Annotated in this window: 15 protein-coding genes and 2 pseudogenes; 10 read left to right on the forward strand and 7 right to left on the reverse strand. The window is 62.4% G+C overall.

Translation table 11 applies throughout. The annotated features are described in order from the left end of the window. Positions 1 to 2: 2 nt before the first annotated feature. Positions 3 to 1,073: a LacI family DNA-binding transcriptional regulator gene (locus EFD55_RS08675; RefSeq protein ID WP_125844337.1), complete on the reverse strand. Its 1,071-nt coding sequence runs from the start codon at positions 1,071 to 1,073 to the stop codon at positions 3 to 5. A 178-nt stretch (positions 1,074 to 1,251) separates the two neighbouring features. On the opposite strand from EFD55_RS08675, the gene EFD55_RS08680 reads away from it, so the two are divergent. The 6 genes from EFD55_RS08680 to EFD55_RS08705 all read left to right on the forward strand — a co-directional run bounded on the left by EFD55_RS08680 (position 1,252) and on the right by EFD55_RS08705 (position 7,921). After that, positions 1,252 to 2,079 carry an ABC transporter substrate-binding protein gene (locus tag EFD55_RS08680; RefSeq protein ID WP_125844339.1) on the forward strand — a complete coding sequence of 276 codons (828 nt, stop codon included), beginning with the start codon at positions 1,252 to 1,254 and terminating at the stop codon, positions 2,077 to 2,079. A gap of 78 nt (positions 2,080 to 2,157) precedes the next feature. After that, positions 2,158 to 3,690, forward strand: coding sequence for an amino acid ABC transporter permease/ATP-binding protein (locus tag EFD55_RS34095; RefSeq protein WP_125844340.1), 1,533 nt, complete (start codon positions 2,158 to 2,160; stop codon positions 3,688 to 3,690). 68 nt (positions 3,691 to 3,758) lie between these two features. Then, the gene (locus tag EFD55_RS08690) at positions 3,759 to 4,895 is read left to right on the forward strand and encodes an NAD(P)/FAD-dependent oxidoreductase (RefSeq protein ID WP_125844342.1); all 1,137 of its coding nucleotides are present in this window, start codon (positions 3,759 to 3,761) and stop codon (positions 4,893 to 4,895) included. A gap of 88 nt (positions 4,896 to 4,983) precedes the next feature. After that, the gene (locus EFD55_RS08695) at positions 4,984 to 5,490 is read left to right on the forward strand and encodes a hypothetical protein (protein WP_125844344.1); all 507 of its coding nucleotides are present in this window, start codon (positions 4,984 to 4,986) and stop codon (positions 5,488 to 5,490) included. A gap of 176 nt (positions 5,491 to 5,666) precedes the next feature. Continuing rightward, on the forward strand, positions 5,667 to 7,565 hold the full coding sequence (locus tag EFD55_RS08700; protein ID WP_125844346.1) for a potassium transporter Kup: 1,899 nt from the start codon (positions 5,667 to 5,669) through the stop codon (positions 7,563 to 7,565). A gap of 104 nt (positions 7,566 to 7,669) precedes the next feature. Further along, positions 7,670 to 7,921: a hypothetical protein gene (locus EFD55_RS08705; RefSeq protein ID WP_125844348.1), complete on the forward strand. Its 252-nt coding sequence runs from the start codon at positions 7,670 to 7,672 to the stop codon at positions 7,919 to 7,921. A gap of 52 nt (positions 7,922 to 7,973) precedes the next feature. On the opposite strand, the gene EFD55_RS08710 is transcribed toward EFD55_RS08705, so the two are convergent. Then, positions 7,974 to 10,481 (reverse strand): methyl-accepting chemotaxis protein, encoded by a 2,508-nt coding sequence (locus tag EFD55_RS08710; protein ID WP_125844350.1) that lies wholly within the window; start codon positions 10,479 to 10,481, stop codon positions 7,974 to 7,976. An 86-nt stretch (positions 10,482 to 10,567) separates the two neighbouring features. After that, positions 10,568 to 11,371: an endonuclease/exonuclease/phosphatase family protein gene (locus EFD55_RS08715; protein WP_125844352.1), complete on the reverse strand. Its 804-nt coding sequence runs from the start codon at positions 11,369 to 11,371 to the stop codon at positions 10,568 to 10,570. A gap of 106 nt (positions 11,372 to 11,477) precedes the next feature. Between EFD55_RS08715 and EFD55_RS08720 the strand changes: the two genes are divergently transcribed. Then, complete coding sequence (locus EFD55_RS08720) at positions 11,478 to 12,437, forward strand: lysylphosphatidylglycerol synthase domain-containing protein (RefSeq protein WP_125844354.1); 960 nt, start codon at positions 11,478 to 11,480, stop codon at positions 12,435 to 12,437. Here the strand turns inward: EFD55_RS08720 and EFD55_RS08725 are convergent. Then, the gene (locus EFD55_RS08725) at positions 12,384 to 13,907 is read right to left on the reverse strand and encodes a phospholipase D-like domain-containing protein (protein WP_125844356.1); all 1,524 of its coding nucleotides are present in this window, start codon (positions 13,905 to 13,907) and stop codon (positions 12,384 to 12,386) included. The genes EFD55_RS08720 and EFD55_RS08725 overlap by 54 nt on opposite strands. Before the next feature lie 88 nt (positions 13,908 to 13,995). Here EFD55_RS08725 and EFD55_RS08730 point away from each other — a divergent pair, with 88 nt between their 5' ends. Next, complete coding sequence (locus tag EFD55_RS08730; RefSeq protein ID WP_125844358.1) at positions 13,996 to 15,246, forward strand: DUF763 domain-containing protein; 1,251 nt, start codon at positions 13,996 to 13,998, stop codon at positions 15,244 to 15,246. Positions 15,247 to 15,419: 173 nt separating this feature from the next. On the opposite strand, the gene EFD55_RS08735 is transcribed toward EFD55_RS08730, so the two are convergent. Both EFD55_RS08735 and EFD55_RS08740 read right to left on the reverse strand, forming a co-directional pair. Further along, positions 15,420 to 16,337 (reverse strand): DMT family transporter, encoded by a 918-nt coding sequence (locus tag EFD55_RS08735; protein ID WP_125844360.1) that lies wholly within the window; start codon positions 16,335 to 16,337, stop codon positions 15,420 to 15,422. Positions 16,338 to 16,520: 183 nt separating this feature from the next. After that, positions 16,521 to 16,706 (reverse strand): annotated as a pseudogene (locus EFD55_RS08740) (MFS transporter); the annotation flags it as partial. Here EFD55_RS08740 and EFD55_RS08745 point away from each other — a divergent pair. Beyond that, positions 16,695 to 16,913: pseudogene (locus EFD55_RS08745) on the forward strand (dioxygenase); the annotation flags it as partial. The pseudogenes EFD55_RS08740 and EFD55_RS08745 overlap by 12 nt on opposite strands. Positions 16,914 to 16,945: 32 nt before the next feature. On the opposite strand, the gene EFD55_RS08750 reads toward EFD55_RS08745, so the two are convergent. Beyond that, positions 16,946 to 17,869: a LysR family transcriptional regulator gene (locus EFD55_RS08750; RefSeq protein WP_125844361.1), complete on the reverse strand. Its 924-nt coding sequence runs from the start codon at positions 17,867 to 17,869 to the stop codon at positions 16,946 to 16,948. 101 nt (positions 17,870 to 17,970) lie between these two features. Here EFD55_RS08750 and EFD55_RS08755 point away from each other — a divergent pair, with 101 nt between their 5' ends. After that, positions 17,971 to 18,996 carry a YeiH family protein gene (locus tag EFD55_RS08755; RefSeq protein ID WP_125844363.1) on the forward strand — a complete coding sequence of 342 codons (1,026 nt, stop codon included), beginning with the start codon at positions 17,971 to 17,973 and terminating at the stop codon, positions 18,994 to 18,996. Positions 18,997 to 19,008 lie beyond the last annotated feature (12 nt).

The raw sequence follows: 19,008 nt of genomic DNA on the forward strand, positions 1-19,008 counted from the left end.
CATCACCTGCCAGGTGCTGCGACGGAGCCGCGCACAACGAGGCTCGTGCCGACGCGCAGGCGTTCGACGGCAAGCGGCGTTCGTTCGATGCGGGCGACGAGCCGCTCGCCGGCGAGTTTGCCCATGTCGTAGACGCGCTGGTCGATGACGGTGATCGGGGGAACGGTGACACTGGTCCAGTCGGCATCCAGGAAGGAAATCATCGAGACGTCGCTCGGTATCGACAGCCCGAGCGATTGCAGCGACCTGAAGATCCTCAGCCCGACGAGGCTGTCGGATGCCAGCAGCGCCGTCGGTGGCGATGCTTCCGAGAGCAGGCGTCTGACGACGGCGTCCGTCTGTTGCTGGTCGGTGGCTCCGAACCGCACCGAGCAAAGCGGGTTCGGCAAGCCCGCCTCTTTCAGGACGCTGACGAAGCCTTCGACGCGTTCGCGCACGGCGGAATTCGAAATCCGGCCGGTATCGATCAGCCCCCCATCCTCATCGTCCATGGCTGAGATGTAGGCCAGGTGGCGATGCCCCCGGTCCACCATGTAACGGGTCGCCGTGATGGCAGCATCGCGGTCGTCGCCGGTCACCGCGTCGACGCCGAGCTCCGGAATGCTTCGGTCGAAGAGGACGAGGGGCACGCCGGCGCGGCGGACATGGTGCAGATGATCCATGCCGTCGCAGCGGGCCGGCGTCACGATCAGCCCATCGACACGCTTGCCGATCAGGAGATCGACGGCCGATTTCTCCGCATCGAGCTTCTCGCCGGAATTGGCGATGATGACGTTGTAGCCCGCAAGCCGCGCCGCATCGCTGATGCCGCGCACCGCCAGGCTGAAGAAGGCATTCTCGATATCGCCGACCACGACCCCGATAATGCCGGAACGGCCGGTGCTCATGCTTCGAGCGAGTTCGTTCGGCCGGTATTCGAGCGCGGCCGCAGCCGCCATGACCTGGTCCTTGATCTTGTCGCTGACCACACCATAGCCGCCCAGAACGCGGGCGGCCGTCGCCTTCGAGACCTTTGCCGCCTTGGCGACGTCGGCGACCGTGACTGAACGTTTCGAAGCAGCGGAATCTTCCATGAGCAAGCACTACAAGAGTTGTTGACGGGCGGTCAATTGACGGATATCAAATATGTTGTGAGACCGGTCTCTTTATACAGGAGACCGGTATCTTGTCCAGAAATCTCTGTCGCGCGGCGACAGGGGAAGATGGCAGGCAGTGCCGGTAAGAGCATTCCTTTCAGAGCGGAGAACGACCATGAAAACCTTTGAATCTTTCGCAGCCCTCCTGGCCCCGCTGCGGGCCGGCCTTTTGACGTGCCTTCTAGCGACGGGCGCGGGGTCGGCTGTCGCGGCCGGCAATCCCTACAATCTCATCGAGCCCGGGACGATCAGCGTCGGCACCATGGGCGACGCCAAGCCCTACACTTTCGCCACAGCCGACGGCCAGTTCACCGGTTTCGACATCGAGTTCTTCCTCAATGTCGTCTCCCGCATCGGCTTTCCCAAGGATAAGGTGACGTTCACCGGCCAGGAATTCTCAGCGCTGCTGCCTTCGGTCGCCAACGAACGCTTCGACGTTGCCGTTGCGGCGATCGGAACCACTGAGGCCCGCAAGAAAACCGTCGATTTTTCCGACGGCTATCTTGCCGGTTATCTCTCGGTGCTGACGGCTGATGCGGGGATCAAGGATGCCGACGGGCTCAAGGGCAAGCGTCTCGGCGTCGTGCAGGGAACGCTGCAGGAAGGTTATGCGACGAAGAATTTCGGCGGGACCGATCTCGTGAAATTCCCCGACAATAATTCGGCCGTCGCTGCGCTCAACAACGGCACGATCGATGCGCATTTTCTCGATTACGAGGCCGCCAAGCAATATGGCGAGCGTTATCCCGCATTGAAAGTCGCCGTCAACATTCCGTCCTTCGATGCGCCTGCGGGCTTCGTGATCAGGAAGGGCAACGACGCCTTCCGCACGGCGCTCAACGGCGCCCTTCACGACGCGATGCAGGACGGCACCTGGAAGACGCTCTACGAAAAATGGTTCCCCGGCTCGCCGATGCCGGACCAGTATCTTCCCAAGAAGTGAGGCCGCAAGCCGTCCGCCCTGGCGGACGGCTTGCTCCTGGCACCGGCACGTCCGACAAGGGCTTCGATGGGGATCTCTATGAACTGGCTTGAAAATCTACGCCGCAGCTTCCTGGATTGGGACGCGATGGCGGAAGTGCTGCCGAGCATGATCAGTATCGGCCTTAAGAATACGCTGATCCTCGCCGCTGCTTCGACCGTGCTCGGCGTCGTCATCGGCATGGTGCTTGCCGTGATGGGTATCTCGCAGTCGCGCTGGTTGCGGTTGCCGGCGCGCATCTACACCGATATTTTTCGCGGACTGCCGGCGATCGTCACGATCCTGATCATCGGACAGGGTTTTGCCCGGATGGGACGGGAGATCTTCGGACCGTCGCCATTCCCGCTCGGCATCCTGGCGCTCAGCCTGATTGCCGGCGCCTATATCGGCGAAATTTTCCGATCGGGCATCCAGAGCGTCGAGCGCGGACAAATGGAAGCCTGCCGGGCGCTGAGCATGAGTTACGGGCAGGGCATGCGCCTGATCGTCATCCCGCAGGGTGTTCGGCGCGTTCTGCCGGCGCTGGTCAATCAGTTCATCGGCAACGTCAAGGATTCCAGCCTCGTCTATTTCCTGGGATTGCTTGCCTCCGAGCGCGAGATCTTCCGCGTCGGCCAGGATCAGGCCGTCGTCACCGGCAATCTGTCGCCGCTGCTGCTGGCGGGCGTCTTCTATCTCGTCATCACTGTGCCGCTCACCCATTTCGTCAACTTCATCGACACCAGGCTGCGGATGGGAAACCAGGGGCGCGGTTCAGGGGCTGCGAGCGGTTTGATCGAGGTCGGCGAGTTGCAGGCTGCCGCCGGCCCCGCCGTCGGGGCTGCCGACGGAAATGCGCAGCGGTTCAGGGGCGGCGCGCTCAATATTCGCAATCTCAGCATAGCCTATGGCGAACTCGACGTGCTGAAGGGTATCGACCTCGACATCGCTGCCGGCACCGTCACCTGCATCATCGGCCCTTCCGGCTCGGGCAAATCGACGCTGCTGCGCTGCCTGAACCGGCTCGTTGAACCGAAGGGCGGCGACATCCTGCTCGATGGCGACAGCATCCTTGCCATGAAGCCGGAGAGGTTGCGCCGGCGCGTCGGCATGGTGTTCCAGCACTTCAATCTGTTCCCCGACCATACCGCGCTTGAGAACGTCATGCTGTCGCTGACGAAAATCAAGAAGATGCCGAGGCGGGAGGCGCAGCGCATCGCCGAGGCGCGCCTGGCCGAGGTCGGTCTTGCCGCGCGTAGGGATCATCGGCCGGCAGGCCTTTCGGGCGGGCAGCAGCAGCGCGTCGCCATCGCGCGTGCGCTCGGTATGGACCCGGAAGTGATCCTGTTCGACGAAGTGACGAGCGCGCTCGATCCCGAGCTGGTGAAGGGCGTTCTTGACCTTATGGCCACTCTCGGCCGCCGGGGCATGACGATGGCTGTCGTGACCCATGAGATGGGATTTGCCCGCAGGGTGGCCGATCAGGTCGTCTTCATGGATGAGGGCCGTATCGTCGAGGCCGGATGTCCCGAGCAGATCTTCGACAATCCCCGAAGCGAGCGGCTTCAGCGGTTCCTGGCGGAAGTCCTCTGACACCACAGGCGCAACGCATGCGCTGGATCTCATTCGAACAAAGCAGAGCAGGAAACAAGGTTATCGACATGAATGCCTTCAACAAACCCTCGAAGGTCGCCGTCATCGGCGGCGGCATATTTGGCGTCTCGACGGCGGTCCATCTGGCACGGCTCGGGATCGCCACGGTGCTCATCAATGACGGGCCGCTCGCCAACGGCGCTTCCGGCCGGTCGCTTGCCTGGCTCAACTCGGCCCGGAAGCGCTCCGACGCCTATCACCGGCTGCGCCTGGCCGGCATTGACCGCTATCGTACGCTCGCTGCCCGATTTCCAGATGCTTCCTGGCTTCGTTTCGATGGCGGCCTGACCTGGGATCCTGACGACACCAGCAACGAGATCGCCGAGGTCTTCGGCTACGAGCGCGATCTCGGCTATCACGCCCAATGGCTCGCACCGGAAAAAATTGCCGGGGCGACGCCCGGGGTCGATGCGCGCACCGTGACGCCGCAGGGCGCGATCTTCAACCCCGGGGAAGGCTGGGTCGATCTTCCCTCGCTGATTGACACGCTTGCCAGGGAATTCCGTTCGCTCGGCGGCGAGATCGTCACCGAGGCGGGACGTGCGACGGTGGATATCGAAGGCGGACGCGCCCGGGGCATCGTGATGGCGGATGGTAGGCGCCGCGCAGCGGATGCCGTGCTGCTTGCTGCGGGCGGTGAGGTTCCCGTAATCGTGGCTGAGGCCGGCCAGCATATCGGGGATGCGACACCAGTCGCCCTTCTCGTCAGGACGAAACCGATCCGCCACCCGCTGAAGGCGGTGCTCAACACGCCCCGCGTCGCCATCCGCCCGACGCCGAATGGCGGCTTCGCGCTCGATTCCGCCTGGTCGGAGGAGGAGGTCAGCATCAAGCCCGACGGCAGCTATGATGTCAGGCAATCGACGCTGGACGGGCTGCTGCGCGAGGCTTCGAACGTTCTCGAAGGCAATCCGTCGCTGGAAATGGAAGATTACGGCGTCGGCCCGAAGCCGATCCCGGGTGACGGCGAGCCGGTCTTCGGCGAACTGCCGTCGATTCCTCGTTATTTCGTCGCCTTCAGCCATAGCGGCGCCACTCTGGGACTGATCGCCGGCGAACTGCTGGCGGACGAGATTGCCACCGGGCACCGCCACCCACTTCTTGCGGGCTTCCGGCCGGGACGCTTCAGTCCATCGCAACGCTGAGGTCAAAACTGCAGCGCAACTCCTGGCCGGCGGGCGGATCAATTAGAGCCATTGAGCGTTTTCCTCCGGAAACAATGGGAGATGCATCATGGTGAAGGACGAGCCCGCCGGCACAGAGAAGAGATACGACGACGCCGGCATCCCAATGGCAAATGGAGATGAGGCGGACATCAATCCCACTCTGCTGCGGCGTGAGGGGTTTGCAAGCGAAGCTGATTACCGAGCATATCTTGCCACGCTTGGCGCAGATGTCCCGCCCCCGAGCGAGGATTATGTCGAGGTGCTGTTCCCTGTTTCCGAGGATCATATGCTGGAAGCTCGGCTGCGGGAGTTGAGAGAGGAGCTCGAAAACCTCCGGGCTCGCCTTCACGTCATCAGGGAGCAGGCCACGACTGTGGTTGCGGAGAACGTCCGCTGGGCCGATGCGAGCGCCCACGCTCAGCTCGGCGACCAGCCATGGCTCAAGCTGGCAGGCGCGATGGCGGCGGCATTCGTCGTTGCGCGAGGCATCCGCCGGCTGCCTCTGGGGTCCGTGGCGACCACGGCGTTGCCCCTGGTCGCCGCCGCGCTGAACCGGAAGCTCGCCAGAGCGTAGGTCAAGCGGGTTTCGGGCGAGATCGCTATTTCTTGGATTTGGATGCGGAGTGGGCTAAGAGCCGCCTTAGGCCACGTCATCTGAATCCGGGTGACGATCGATTGGGCTCCGATACCGTTTCAAAACGCGATGGCCGCACCATATCCTTGGTCTGGACCAAAAGCCGAGGATGCCCGATGACTGCGACAGCCCATGACGCCAGCAGCCCAAATGGTTCGCGACAATTCGCGGGGCTGGTGCTCGGTGCGATCGGGGTCGTCTATGGTGACATCGGCACCAGCCCGCTCTACGCCTTTCGCGAAGCCCTTCGGCCCTTTGCCCATGATGGGGTGACCCCGCCCGAGGTCATCGGACTGATCTCGCTGATGATCTGGACGCTGACCATCATCGTCACGTTCAAATACGTGCTTTTTCTCTTGAGGGCCGACAATGACGGCGAGGGCGGGACGCTGTCGCTGCTCGCCCTTCTGATGAAGAAGACGAAAACGCACGCGACGATCTTCTTCTTCGCAGGCATCATCGGTGCCGCGCTCTTTATCGGCGACGCGATGATCACGCCGGCGCTTTCGGTCCTTTCCGCGCTCGAAGGGCTGAAGCTGGTGACGCCTGTCTTCTCGCCTTATGTGCTGCCGATCGCGGTGGCGATCATGCTCGCCATATTCCTGATGCAGTCGGTCGGGACGGCCGCCGTTTCCAGGCTGTTCGGACCGATCACCCTCGTCTGGTTCGTGGTCATGGGCATAGCCGGCCTGCTGCACATCGCTGATGACTTCGCCATTCTCGCAGCCCTCAATCCGTACTATGCGCTCGATTTCATCACCCATGCAGGCTTTGTCGGCCTCATCATTCTCGGCGCCGTGTTCCTGACCGTCACCGGTGCGGAGGCGCTCTATGCCGATCTCGGACATTTCGGGCGCAGACCGATCCAGTTCGCCTGGTTCGCCGTGATCTTCCCGTCGCTCGCCCTCAACTATCTCGGCCAGGGCGCACTCGTCCTGAAGACCCCGGCCGCGGCCTCCGATCCATTCTTCCTGCTCTTCCCAGACTGGGCGCTGCTGCCGGCCGTGCTTCTGGCGACGGCCGCAACGATCATCGCCAGCCAGGCTGTGATCACGGGAGCCTTCTCGCTCGCCCGCCAGGCCATCCATCTCGGGTTCCTGCCGCGGCTGGAGATTTGCTTCACATCAGCCTCGAATACCGGCCAGATCTATGTTCCCGCCGTCAACATGGTGCTGCTGATCGGCGTGCTCGCCCTGATCCTCTCCTTCGGCAGCTCGGAAGCGCTGGCAACGGCCTACGGGATCTCGGTTACCGGCGCGATGGTGGTCACAACAGTGCTGTCGTTTCAGTTCCTTCGCGCCATCTGGGGCTGGACGGTGCTCGCAGCCCTTGCCGTCCTGCTTCCGCTCTTCGTGCTGGAGAGCGTCTTCCTCGGCGCGAACCTCTTGAAGATCCATGACGGCGGCTATGTTCCGGTGCTGATCGCCGCAGCGCTGATCGCCATGATGTGGACGTGGAAGAAGGGAACGCTGCTCGTGCGCGAGAAGTCGGCGCGCAACGACATTCCGCTTGCCCAGTTCATCAGGTCGATCGAGCGGAAATCCGATCACAGCCCGGTCGACGTCCCGGGAACGGCGATCTTCCTCACGAGCGTTCCCGACATGACGCCGAACGTGCTCCTGCACAACATCAAGCACAACAGGGTCCTTCACGAGCGGAACGTCATCCTGAACATCCGGACAGCGTCGCGGCCCTATGTCCCGGAAGCGCAGCGGGTGACGATCGAGACGCTGTCGCCTCGCTTCAGCAAGATCCAGCTCAATTTCGGCTTCATGGAGGATCAGAACGTGTCGGCGGCCATGCCGCTCTGCCGGAAGGCGGGATTCCACTTCGAGATCATGTCGACCTCGTTCTATGTCGGGCGGCGCAAGCTCGTTGGCGATCCCAATACCGGCCTTCCCCATTGGCAGGACCAGCTCTTCATCGCCATGGCGAGTTTCGCCATCGATCCGTCCGACTATTTTCAGCTGCCGAGCAATCGCGTCGTCGAGCTTGGCGAGCAGATGGTGATCTGATCGACCTGGCTCAGCCGGAGGCGGTCATCTGCCGACGAATTGAACGGACGCCATCTTGTTGCCGAAGTGTGCGTGAAATCTTCCTGTCTTGAAAGGAGGAATGCATGGCTGGATATGATGACCGCTACGTCGAGATCACGACGCGTCTTCGCTCGGTACAGTCGTTCTGCGATTTCCTCACGCAGGGCGCAACCGTCCGCGTCGCCTTGTCGGACGGAGCGCCTTACACGGACGTGACATCGGTTCTTCTGGAACGGAACCGCCGCGAGGCGGAGGCGCTTGCCCGCACGCGCCGGCAGCTTTACCCGGAATTCGCGGACGAAGACGTGACGCCGCTGCTCTACAGCTGTCACTGACGCAAAAGCGCGTCGCGACGATGAAGCCGCGAGGGCGCGCCCCAGAAGCTGCTTACGCCGCGCTGACGCGCCGAGACACGTCCTTTTCATCCAATTGGAACTGATCGATCAGTTGGAGGAGCGTTTTCGTCTCATCGGCGAGTTCCTTCGTCGCCGCACTCGTTTCCTCGACCATGGCCGCATTCTGCTGCGTCATCTGGTCCATCCGGTTGACCGACGTGTTTACTTCGTTGAGCGCGTTGTACTGCTCCCGGCTCGAGCGGGCGATGACGTCCATTTGCTCGGATGCGGTGACCACTTTCGCGGAAATATTTTCGAGGACTTCGCTCGTCTCGCGGACGACGCGCGCGCCGTTGGTAATCTCCGCCCGCGAGCGCCCGATAAGCTGCTTGATCTTCTGGCCGGCCTCCGCCGAGCGCTGGGCGAGATCGCGAACTTCCTGGGCGACGACCGCAAAACCTTTTCCGGCCTCGCCGGCGCGGGCCGCTTCGATGCCGGCGTTGAGCGCAAGCAAGTTCGTCTGGAACGCGATCTCGTCGATGACGTCGATGATGTGCACGATCTCGTCCGAGGCCGCTTCGATTTTGCCCATCGCGTCGATGGCGCTGGCGACGACCGCCGACGAGGCATCGGCGGTCTGCTTGGTGTCGGTGATGATCTCTCGGGCATCGTCGGCGCATGCTGCGGACGAGCGGACGGTGGTGGTGATTTCCTCGATGGCTGCAGCGATCTCCTCGAGCGCGACGGCCTGCTGCTCGGTGCGCTTTGCAAGGTTGCTGGCAGAAAGATCCATCTGGCCGGCATTGCCTTCGATCATCCGGGTGTTGGTGCGGATCTGGTCGATCGTTTCCTGGAGGCGAAGCAGCGACGAGTTGAAATCGTTGCGCAGTTGCTCCAGCCGGCCGAAGAAGGGCGTTGCGATCGTCTGTGAAATATCGCCCCGTGCCAGGCGGCCGAGACCCTGCGCCAGCGCGGTGACCGCGAAATCGATCTGCTGTTCGACCGCGCGCTTTTCCTCGTCGTTGCGGTGTCTTTCCTCTTCGGCTCTCGTTCGCTCGATCTCGCTGCGTTCCTCGATCTCGACCTTGGCGATGGCATTGTTCTTGAAGATCCCCAGAGCGCGGGCCATGTCACCGATTTCATCGGCCCTGTATTCGCCGACGATCGATGTTTCGAGTTTGCCGTCGGCAAGCCGCCGCATGGCCGAGGTGATCTGGTTGATCGGACCCTTGAGCGTCACGGTCAGCCCGACGCCTGCGAGGATGGCGATCACCACGCCGAGGATCGTCGTTCCCATGGACATGGAATTGGCGTTGTCGCGCTCCTCGGCGGCGTTCTGCCGCTGCATTTCGGCAAAAGCCGTCAGCTGAGACCACATGCGGTCGACATCGGCGGCGGCGGCGCGGAATTCGCCCTGGCGCTGCGCGCTAATGCGCACGAGGTCGGTGGCGGATTTCTGCATCTTGTCCAGCGCCGGCAGAAGCTTCGCCTTGAGGTTGTCGAACTGCGCAACGCCGCCTGCATTTGAGATCAGCACGTCCAGGCCTTTCCGCATAGCGGTGATTTCCTGGGAAAGCCGCTGCAGATTGGCGTCTGTCGGCGCGAGCGTCAGTTTCGCCAAGACGATCTGGATCACATAAGCCGAGGTCGTGAGTTTCTGCCCGTCCCTCTGACCGGTTTTGGCGCGCTCGACCGATTTGGCTGTCTCGGCCGCCTTATCCGTAACCGCCTTCACCCGCCGCGTGGCGACCGCCTGCAATTCGGGCAATCTGCCGACGATCCGGCCGGTGACGTCGCGCAGGCCGGCTGCGCGTTCCTCGTTCTGATCGGCAGCTTCGACAAACGGCTTCAAGGCCACAACGGCATCGTCGATCACCTTCTTGGCCTCCGGCGCTTCACCGGCAAGCGCCATGGCGAGGATGCGTTGCTGCCGGGTGAGTTCCTCGATGTCTGGGCCGGCGATAGGGCCGGCGGCCTGAGCCTTGTCGTTTAACGATTGCGCGAAGGATGAAAAGTCCGAAATGCGTTGCGCATCGCCGAGCGTATTGCGGGCTTCATCCTCCTGCATGTCGGCCGCGCGCTGGAGAACCTTGGCGCCTTCGACAATATCCGTCTGCGAGGAGACGACGGCGCTCTGTGCTTTCTGGAGATCGGCAAGCAGCGCGGTCCGGCTCTCCTGAAGCTGCCAAAGCGAGTCCATGCGGGTGGAAATTCCGTCGATGGAAGACAGCGTCTGCTCCAGTTCCTGCTGGCCGCTGAGATCGGAAACGAGCCTGTCGAGGTCGGATTTCAGAAGGCTGCGCTGATCGGCAAGCTTTTGAGTGACGATATCCCGGTTTTCCTGCGTGGCATTGGCGAGGAACTCGGCCATCGCAGCCGACAGATCGCGAAAGCCGCTGAGCGACTGCAGGACGGAATTGGAAATATCCATCCGCCCCTGAAGCAGGCTCGATGCATAAAAACCGGTCGCCCCGACGGCCATGATGCTCAAGACGAACGGAACGATGAACACCATCACCTGCGTCTGGATGCGAACCCGCGACAACAGCTTTCCCAACATGAGCCCCTCCTCTCCTGCGCCCCTCAAACACACAAAGCGTCAATGGAATGTATGTTTCATAATACATGATTCGTGAAATATTCGTTTCAAATGTCGTCGTCAGGGCGTTGGACGTCGTTTTTCACTGCGGCTTTCAGGGGCAGGCTGTCCGCAGCGGAAAATCCAGCGAAGCCGATTTCCGCAAGGAGAGGGAGATGGTCCGAGGCGACCCTCGTCAGCCGGGTTTCGAGCACCGCCGCTCTGTAGACGACGAGATCGCCGGTGACGAAGATGTGGTCGAGGCGCATCAGCGGGTAGCGCGAGGGAAAGGTCGCTCTCGGCGCACCCGGGCCGGCGAGCTGGGCATCTTTCAGTGACCGCGCGGCGAGCCGATAGGTCGCGGAAGCGGGAATGGCGTTGAGATCGCCACAGAGAACGGTTGGCAGGGAGGTTTGGCCCGTGCCGTGCAGCCAGCCGGGATTGAGCAGCGTCGTCATCTGCCGGATGCGCTCGCGCCCGCGAAGGCCGAGGTGGGTGTTGACGACGAGCAGCTTCCGGTCGCCGACGGTTATTTCGACGGAAAGCGCGCCCCGGGTCTCGCCGATGGAGGGCAGGGGGCCCGATTTGACCGCACCGGTCGGCAGCGCCGTGATGATCGCATCGCCGTATTTCTCCTCGGCCACCGACAGCGCCGGATGGAAATGCGCCTGCATCTTCAGAAGCGAGGCGATGACATGCGCCTGGTCGATACCATCGGTCCTGCGCCTGCCGACGTCGACCTCCTGAAGTGCGATGATATCGGCCTCCGTCTCGGCGATGACGGCGGCAATACGGCCAGGATCGAGCTTCCGGTCGCTGCCGATGCAGCTATGGACGTTGTAGGTCAGGAGTTTGATCGGTCTGTCCGGCATGGCCATCACATGGGAGGGGTGGGAGAAGCGCTTTCCCCGGAACACCGAACTCGTTCGATCGTTCCCGAAGAGCGCGCCGCAGCGGCGGCGCTTTCGAGGATGATCGATGCGTTGGAAAAGCATAATCTGGAATGGACTGTTCGTTGCCGCCCTTTGTCTTGCCGGCTTTCTGCTCTACCGGATCTTTCAACAGTATAGCCTGGACGACATCGCCCGATCGGTTCACAGCATCCCGTTTTCGACCTTCTGCGCAGGGCTTCTCTTCGCGGCGGCATCCTATCTTTGCCTGAGTTGTTTCGATCTGCTGGCGATCTGTTCGCTCGGCAAATCCTTGCCCTACCGGAAGATCCTGCTGGCCTCCTTCGTCAGCCTTTCGCTTGGCCACAATATCGGCTTTGCCGGATTGAGCAGCGGCGCCTTCCGCTATCGTTACTATTCCCGCTGGGGACTTACGGCCGAGGATGTGGCAAAGATCATCCTCTTCTGCGGCGTTACGGTGGGGCTGGGGCTGACCACACTGGGCGCCCTTGCCCTGATCGTCAATCCCGATGATGCCGCGCGTTTGCTGCGCATCGATCCGGCGGGCGCCCGCCTGTTCGGCCTGCTGGCGCTTGCCGTGCCGGCCGCCTACGCAGGGCTCGCGTTTTTCGTCCGCGGCAGGCTGCGTCTGTGGCGCTGGTCGTTTCAGCTGCCGAAAATTTCGATTGCGCTCGCCCAGGTGGGCGTCGGGACGATCAATTTCATGTTCGTTTCTGCGTGCCTGCACCAGATGCTTGCGGCCTTCGGCGATGTGGCCTTCTTCAGGTCGGTGACGGCCTATGTGCTTGCCAATTCCGCGATCCTCGCAACGCATGTTCCGGGTGGCCTCGGCGTGCTGGAGGCGACCGTGTCCTATGCCGTGCCGAAGGAGGCGTCGATCGGTGCGCTGATCGCCTTCCGCTGCGCCTATTTCTTCATTCCGCTGGCACTCGGCTCAGTCCTTCTCTTCATCAGCGAGATCGTCTTCCGACGCTCACGCGGGGCGGGCGAAGAGGCGGACGAGCGCGCCGAGGCCCAGTCGGTGTAGAGGCAGGAAAGGCCGAGCCGGGTCGAAGATTGCGGTGCCCGCGACCGGCGAGACGCTGCCGGAAAGCGCGACGGAAAATTCCCTGAGGCCGCGCGCTCCTTCGTTCAGCGTGTCGATCGTCCCGATCATCGAGCCGCTTTGCACGCAGGCCGCGGCAAAGCTCTCCACTGACGTTCCGAGATATTCGGAAAGCAGGCGGCTGCGCAGCTCCGCGATTGCGCGGTGATGCTCGCCATTTTCGGCCTCGAACAGGATATCGCATTCCGAATCAAGCCCTTCCGAGCGATTGTTGAGATTGGAAGAGCCGACGCGGACGAGCTCGTCGTCGGCGATCATCAGCTTGGAATGGATGAGCACTTCGACCTCGCTGCTCTTTCCATGTGCCGGCGGCCCGGGCACCACCCGCCCGGGCACGACGGGATAGTAGACCCGCAGGCGGTTGGCGCGATCGGCGCGTTTGAGGCGGCGGATGATACGGTCGCGATTGCCGCCCATGAGGAGCTTTTCGATCAGCCCGTGAGCGCTGCGCGTGCAGATGATGACGACCTCGGGCCCGTCCTTTTCCTGCAGCCGCGCGGCAATGGCGTCGGCGACGCGGAAGGAGGCGAGATATTGCGCCTCGATGTAGAGCTTGCGACGGGCCCGGGAGATGATGTTCAAAGTCGAGGCGATGCCGTCGCTGACGCCGATGCGCAAGGTGGTCGATGGCTCTGTCAGGACGAAGCTGACGGGGACTTCGCGCAGCGAAATGGAGAGATCGTCCGGCCAGGCGAAGGGCAGGCTTTCAGGCAGTGGCCCATGGCTTTCGCCGGTGGCGTCTTCCCAGCGTCGCCTGGCGATATCGCCGATCAGCCGGGCCGCCTCGCCGGTGACCATCGCCTGAACGTCGTGCAGCGGATCGTAGGATACGCCCTCTGGGTCTCGCCGCAGCTTTTCCTCGGCGCGATGGCGCCGCGTGTCCCATCGCCGCGAGGTCAGGTCCATGCCGCCGATGAAGGCGACGGCATCGTCGATGCAGACGAGTTTCTGGTGATGGCAGCCGCGCAGGGCGCCCTGGAGATCGAAACGCAGATCGATCCTGGCGTTTTTAGGGAAATTCTTCTTGCGAAGCACCTGCAGGGACTTTTCCGAATAGATCGGCCCGAGCGCCCAGATGAGGATGCGAATGTCGAGCGCGGGATTTTCCGCCGCCAGGCCATGCAGCAGGTCGGCCAATGTTTCGTCGGATTTACCAGGTTCCAGCAGGATGTCGGGATTGAAATCCCACCCGACGATCCAGACCGTACGCCGCGCCTGCCGAAGCGTCCGCGCCATCTCGGCGAAATACCGGTTGCCGTTGATCAGGAAGGCGGCTCTTTCCGCGCGTCCCTGAAGGCGTAACGCCGCATTTTCTTGTTTTTCGCCGCCCGGACGTTGCGCTTTTGTTCGCGTCAGGTAGGGTTGATTGGATATGGTTTCGAATGTGGTCATGTTTGCCTCGGCCGTTTGACTGAAAGCAAACGCCTGAAATTTAACGGGGTTCCCGGGCGGCCTGATCAGAGAGGACATGGGAAGAGCAATGTCGCAACGAACAGGCAGCGCCGATCTTCCCCTTCACGGGGGACGCGTGCCGCATTGGCTCGGCGACCGGATGACCCGGCTCGGGACGCTGATCACCGAGGCGATCGTCCATCATTACGGCCGTGACGAATTCCTGCGCCGGCTCGCGCACCCTTTCTGGTTCCAGTCCTTCGGCGCTGTCATGGGCATGGACTGGCATTCCTCCGGCATTACAACAAGCGTTCTCGGTGCGCTGAAACGCGGTCTGAAGCCGCGCGCGGGCGAACTCGGCCTGCATGTCTGCGGCGGCCGCGGCGCGCATTCGCGCAAGACCCCGCAGGAGCTTGTCTCCATCGGCGAGCGCGTCGGTCTGAACGGGGAGGGGCTGGCGACGACGAGCCGTCTCATCGCCAAGGTCGATAGCGCCGCCCTTCAGGACGGCTTCGATCTGTATCTTCACGGTTTCATCGTCGCCGATGACGGCCATTGGGTGGTCGTGCAGCAAGGCATGAACGGCGACAGGCGGCAGGCGCGGCGCTATCACTGGCTGTCGGAGGGGCTGGAGAGCTTCGTCGACTCGCCGCATGCGGCGATCGAAGGACGCAACCAGGGCGAAATCGTCAATCTCGCCGACCGGCGCGCCGAGCGCTCGCGGCGCGGCCAGCTCGATCTCTTGGCAACGCTTGGCCCCGACCGGATCATCCGCGAGGCCGCAGCATTGCTGCGCGCCGAAGAGCCGGCGCCCGAGCCCGCCGAACAGCCGATGCTGCCACATCTCATCATGCCCGCCCATCACGACGTGCGCGAAAGCGATGTCAACATGCGGCGCCTGCATGGAAATCTGGCCGCCGCCGCCGATCGCGGTCCGGCGGATTTCCAGGAGCTGCTGCTCGTTCCCGGTGTCGGCGCCCGCACGGTGAAGGCACTGGCGATGGTGGCGGAAGTCGTGCATGGCGCGCCTTGCCGCTTTTCCGACCCGGCGCGCTTCTCGATCGCTCATGGCGGCAAGGACCGCCATCCCTTTCCGGTGCCGCTCAAGGTCTATGACGAGACGATCGGCGTGATGAAATCGGCGGTGTTGAAGGGGAGGCTCGGACGGGACGAGGAGTTGCAGGCGCTGAAGCGCCTCGACCAGCAGTCCCGCCGGATGGAGCGCTACGTGACCGGTCCCGACCTCAAGGAAATCATCGCCGGCGAATTCCGCCAATCCGCCGATCTCGGCGGCCGCAGCGTCTTCGGCTGGGAGCCGCCGCCGGTGGATGAGGGCTAGGATTCATCGATCATTGACGTGATCTGTCGACGAATGCTCGCCAGCCTCGCTTCCTCCCGCGGGCGGGCCATCAGATCATATAGAAGGGCCGCTAGTGACTACGTCACTATCCCTGTCACGTTAGCTTCCGTCCGGGCGGTGACACGAAGCTAAAGATAAGCAGCGCTTTAGCTTCAATGACCGTCCGGCGGGACGGCCTCGGACGGAACCGTCTCTTTCAAATTCTTCCGGTGGAAGATGAAGAGGCCGGCGAAGACGATGATGGCGGCGCCGATGATGAGCTGTGTGTCGGGAATATCGTTGAAGAAGATGTAGCCGAGCACGATCGCCCAGAGCAGCAGCGTGTATTGCAGCGGTGCTAGCAGCGATGCCGGCGCGAGCTTCAGCGAGCGCGTAATGAGCAGGTGTGCGCAAGTGGCGACGACGCCGAGCAGCAGCATGCCGGACCAATCGATCGTCGCTGCCGGCTGCCAGTGGCCGATGCTAAGCACGATGCCGGTCACGAGGGCCGCGATGGTCTGCCATGTCACCAGCGTCGTGTCGCTGGTCGAGCGCAGATAGCGGCTCATGACAAGCGACAGCGCGAAGGCGAAGCTGCCGGCAAGACCGAAGAGCGATGGAAGCGACAGCATCGCCGTGGATGGGCGCAGCGCGATGACAACGCCTGCGAAGCCGAGCAGAACGGCAAGCCACCGGCGCCAGCCAATCTTTTCTCCGAGAAAGAAATGCGAGAGCGCGGCGATATAGATCGGCCCGGCCATGTAGAAGGTCATGACGTCTGCGAGCGGCAGATAGGCGACAGCAGCGTAGAACAGGGCGACATCGCCGGTCGCCATGGCGACCCGCATGAACTGGAGACCCTTCTGCTCGACGCGGAACAAGGCCATCGGCCCCTGCCGCAGGATCATTGGTCCGAGCACGACGAAGGCGCCGACCGAGCGGATCACCAGCACCTGACCGACGGCAAAGCTCGCGACCAGCCACTTGCCCATTGCATCGTTCAGCGCAAAAAGCAGATCCCCGAGCACCATCAGCGCGACGCCTGTAATGATCAGGTTTCCTGCGTCGGCTACACTAGTCTTGGTCTTCATCTCTCGCATCCTCGCAAAAACGGCCGCGCATGCGCGGCCGAATGCGGCTTCTGCCTTAACACTGCCGATGTCAATGGTCGGTTTGAAGCGTTTGCACTCCAATTGGGCAGCAAGATGTGTTTTTAGGCACTTGTACTCATTTGTCGGCAGGTTCTGGATGCCAGGCCTGCCGACAAGTGGCCATCAATCAGCCCTTTTGCGATACAACAACGTCAGGAGTGCGAGGAGGCATCCCAAGGCTCCTACGCATGCGAAGATGTAGAAGTTCCACTGCGGAGCCAGGTCTGCACCCAGAACTGCGCCGCCGATGGCCGGCCCTATCATGCCTCCGATACGGCCGATGCCGAGCGAGAAACCCCGCGTCTGGCCGAAATCTTGGCGTCGCTTGTCAAGCACCAGTATGCCTTTGCCAAGGATGTCGGCCTGACCCTGACCCAGGAGGAATGGGAGCTCGCCATAGGCTTCCTGACCCGTACCCGCCATCTCTGTCATGACGAGCGCCAGGAGTTCATCCTGCTCAGCGATACGCTGGGTTTCTCGATGTCGGTGGATGCAATCAACAACCGGCATCCGCCGGTGCGCTCGCCGAGTTCAAGGCGTTCAGCGCACTAAAGCGCCCAGTCTTCCCCATTTTGGATTTCGGCAGCTTTGTCCTCGCGACAAATCGTTTCAAGCGCCAACGAGGCGCGGCTGGAGTGCCTTTGTTTGTGCCGCAGGATTGCAAATTGGCGGGAGGGCAGGGGAAAGCGCACTTTTACCAGCAGCCCTTGCATCAATAGTGGCGCGGCCACGGCGCCGGAAACGACCGTTGCGCAGAGGCCTTCTCTTGCTGCGGATATGACGGCCTCGTTCGACGGTAACTCGAGCGCGACTGCCAGTTCTGCTGGGCCTATGCCGAGATGGGAGATCGCCGCCTCGAACGCCGATCGGGTTCCGGACCCTTTTTCCCGCATGACCCATTTCGTGCCAGAAACCAGCTCCGCCGATGCGATCGGTTTGCCACGCGCCCAGGGATGGCGCGGACCGACCACGACGAGGAGTTCGTCCTCGGCAACCGGCTGAACATTCAGGGCCGGCTCATCAACGCTCCCTTCGACGAAACCGACTTCGGCTAATCCATCGAGAACCGCTTTTGCCGCCGTGGTCGTGTTGCCGATTATCAGCTTGAGGTCGACGCCCGGATAGCGGAGCTTGAAACGCATCAGCATCGCCGGCAGCCAATAGCTTGCGATCGTCTGGCTGGCAAAAACCACCAGTTCTCCCTTTTGCAGGCCGCCGAGATCGGACAAGACGAGCGCTGCGGCTTTTGCGCGTGCGAGTGTGGCTCTCGCCTCCCCCAGAAACACCCGTCCTTCATATGTGAGCTCTATGCGGCGTCCAACACGATGGAAAAGCTGGACGCCATAGGAGGCCTCGAGATTGCGAATGGCCGAACTGACGGCCGACGGCGTCAGCCCGATTGCGGAGGCGGCATTGGTTAGGTGTTCGCGTTCCGCAACCGCGACGAAAATGGTGAGCTGTTCAAAGGTCATGATGCAATCGTTCGAGTTTACCGAATAAACTGTATTAAACTCTTCAATGGAAGTCGACAATTTGATGTGGGACAGTGCAGTCCTTCCGCAAGGTCTTTCCGATGTTGATTTCCACCTCCCGTTCCCCGTCGTTTCCTGCTGTCCTGCCGGGACTCGTTCTTTGTGCAGCGGTCACGCTGGCTGCGCATCTGGTTGAGCGGTTGCAACTGATAATTTTCGGCGCGCACTGGATCGGGAGCCTCGTGCTTGCCATTCTGACCGGCATTGCCGTGCGCTCTTCGGTCTGCCTTCCCCAGACGTTCAATCCCGGCATTCAATTCTCCGCCAAGACGCTTCTCGAAATTGGCGTCGTGTTGCTCGGCGCGGCCCTCAGCACGGCGGCCATCCGGCAGGCTGGGCTGCCGCTAGTCGGCGGAATTGCCGTTCTGGTCGCCCTGTCTTTGGCCGGCAGCTTTCTGATCGGGCGGCTCTTCGGGCTGTCGGCCAGCCTGGCGACCTTGGTTGCTTGCGGCAACTCGATCTGCGGCAATTCTGCAATTGCAGCCGCAGCACCTGTGATCGGCGCCAAACCGGACGATATCGCCGCCTCGATAGCCTTTACCGCGGTGCTTGGCATCGCAGCAGTGCTGACGCTGCCGCTCCTTCATCTGTTCCTGGGTTTGAACGCCGTACAATATGGCGTTTTCTCAGGCCTGACAGCCTATGCCGTCCCGCAGGTATTAGCGGCCACGGCCTCTGCCGGAGCCGTCAGCACCCAGGTGGGGACACTGGTCAAGCTGATCCGCGTGATGATGCTCGGACCCGTCATCCTTCTGCTTGCCGCAGTTCATGGTCGCCGTCCCGGCGGCTCTGCAGTCAATCTGCGCCATGTTCTCCCATGGTTTATCCTCGGTTTTGCAGCCATGGCGTCGCTTCGCTCCTTTGACGCGATCCCGGCGGTGCTGCTGCCCGGGATGTCGGCGGTCTCTGCCGCCTTCACCGTTACCGCCATGGCCGCTCTGGGCCTCTCCGTGGATGTCCGATCCGTTGCCGATGCCGGCGGTCGGGTCCTCGCAGCTGCGGCGCTGTCGCTGTTGGCGCTGGCGGCTCTTGGGCTTTGCCTGATCGGCCTGCTGAATATCGTCTGATCGGGGCGGTGT

Origin of the sequence: Rhizobium pisi, from assembly GCF_003938655.1 — a bacterium.
Lineage (GTDB): Bacteria > Pseudomonadota > Alphaproteobacteria > Rhizobiales > Rhizobiaceae > Rhizobium > Rhizobium pisi.

Bases quoted from the DNA above. Each gene is read 5' to 3' on its own strand.
- EFD55_RS08675 (WP_125844337.1), bottom strand. From the start codon at position 1,073: ATGGAAGATTCCGCTGCTTCGAAACGTTCAGTCACGGTCGCCGACGTC.
- EFD55_RS08680 (WP_125844339.1), top strand. From the start codon at position 1,252: ATGAAAACCTTTGAATCTTTCGCAGCCCTCCTGGCCCCGCTGCGGGCC.
- EFD55_RS34095 (WP_125844340.1), top strand. From the start codon at position 2,158: ATGAACTGGCTTGAAAATCTACGCCGCAGCTTCCTGGATTGGGACGCG.
- EFD55_RS08690 (WP_125844342.1), top strand. From the start codon at position 3,759: ATGAATGCCTTCAACAAACCCTCGAAGGTCGCCGTCATCGGCGGCGGC.
- EFD55_RS08695 (WP_125844344.1), top strand. From the start codon at position 4,984: ATGGTGAAGGACGAGCCCGCCGGCACAGAGAAGAGATACGACGACGCC.
- EFD55_RS08700 (WP_125844346.1), top strand. From the start codon at position 5,667: ATGACTGCGACAGCCCATGACGCCAGCAGCCCAAATGGTTCGCGACAA.
- EFD55_RS08705 (WP_125844348.1), top strand. From the start codon at position 7,670: ATGGCTGGATATGATGACCGCTACGTCGAGATCACGACGCGTCTTCGC.
- EFD55_RS08710 (WP_125844350.1), bottom strand. From the start codon at position 10,481: ATGTTGGGAAAGCTGTTGTCGCGGGTTCGCATCCAGACGCAGGTGATG.
- EFD55_RS08715 (WP_125844352.1), bottom strand. From the start codon at position 11,371: ATGCCGGACAGACCGATCAAACTCCTGACCTACAACGTCCATAGCTGC.
- EFD55_RS08720 (WP_125844354.1), top strand. From the start codon at position 11,478: ATGCGTTGGAAAAGCATAATCTGGAATGGACTGTTCGTTGCCGCCCTT.
- EFD55_RS08725 (WP_125844356.1), bottom strand. From the start codon at position 13,907: ATGACCACATTCGAAACCATATCCAATCAACCCTACCTGACGCGAACA.
- EFD55_RS08730 (WP_125844358.1), top strand. From the start codon at position 13,996: ATGTCGCAACGAACAGGCAGCGCCGATCTTCCCCTTCACGGGGGACGC.
- EFD55_RS08735 (WP_125844360.1), bottom strand. From the start codon at position 16,337: ATGAAGACCAAGACTAGTGTAGCCGACGCAGGAAACCTGATCATTACA.
- EFD55_RS08750 (WP_125844361.1), bottom strand. From the start codon at position 17,869: ATGACCTTTGAACAGCTCACCATTTTCGTCGCGGTTGCGGAACGCGAA.
- EFD55_RS08755 (WP_125844363.1), top strand. From the start codon at position 17,971: ATGTTGATTTCCACCTCCCGTTCCCCGTCGTTTCCTGCTGTCCTGCCG.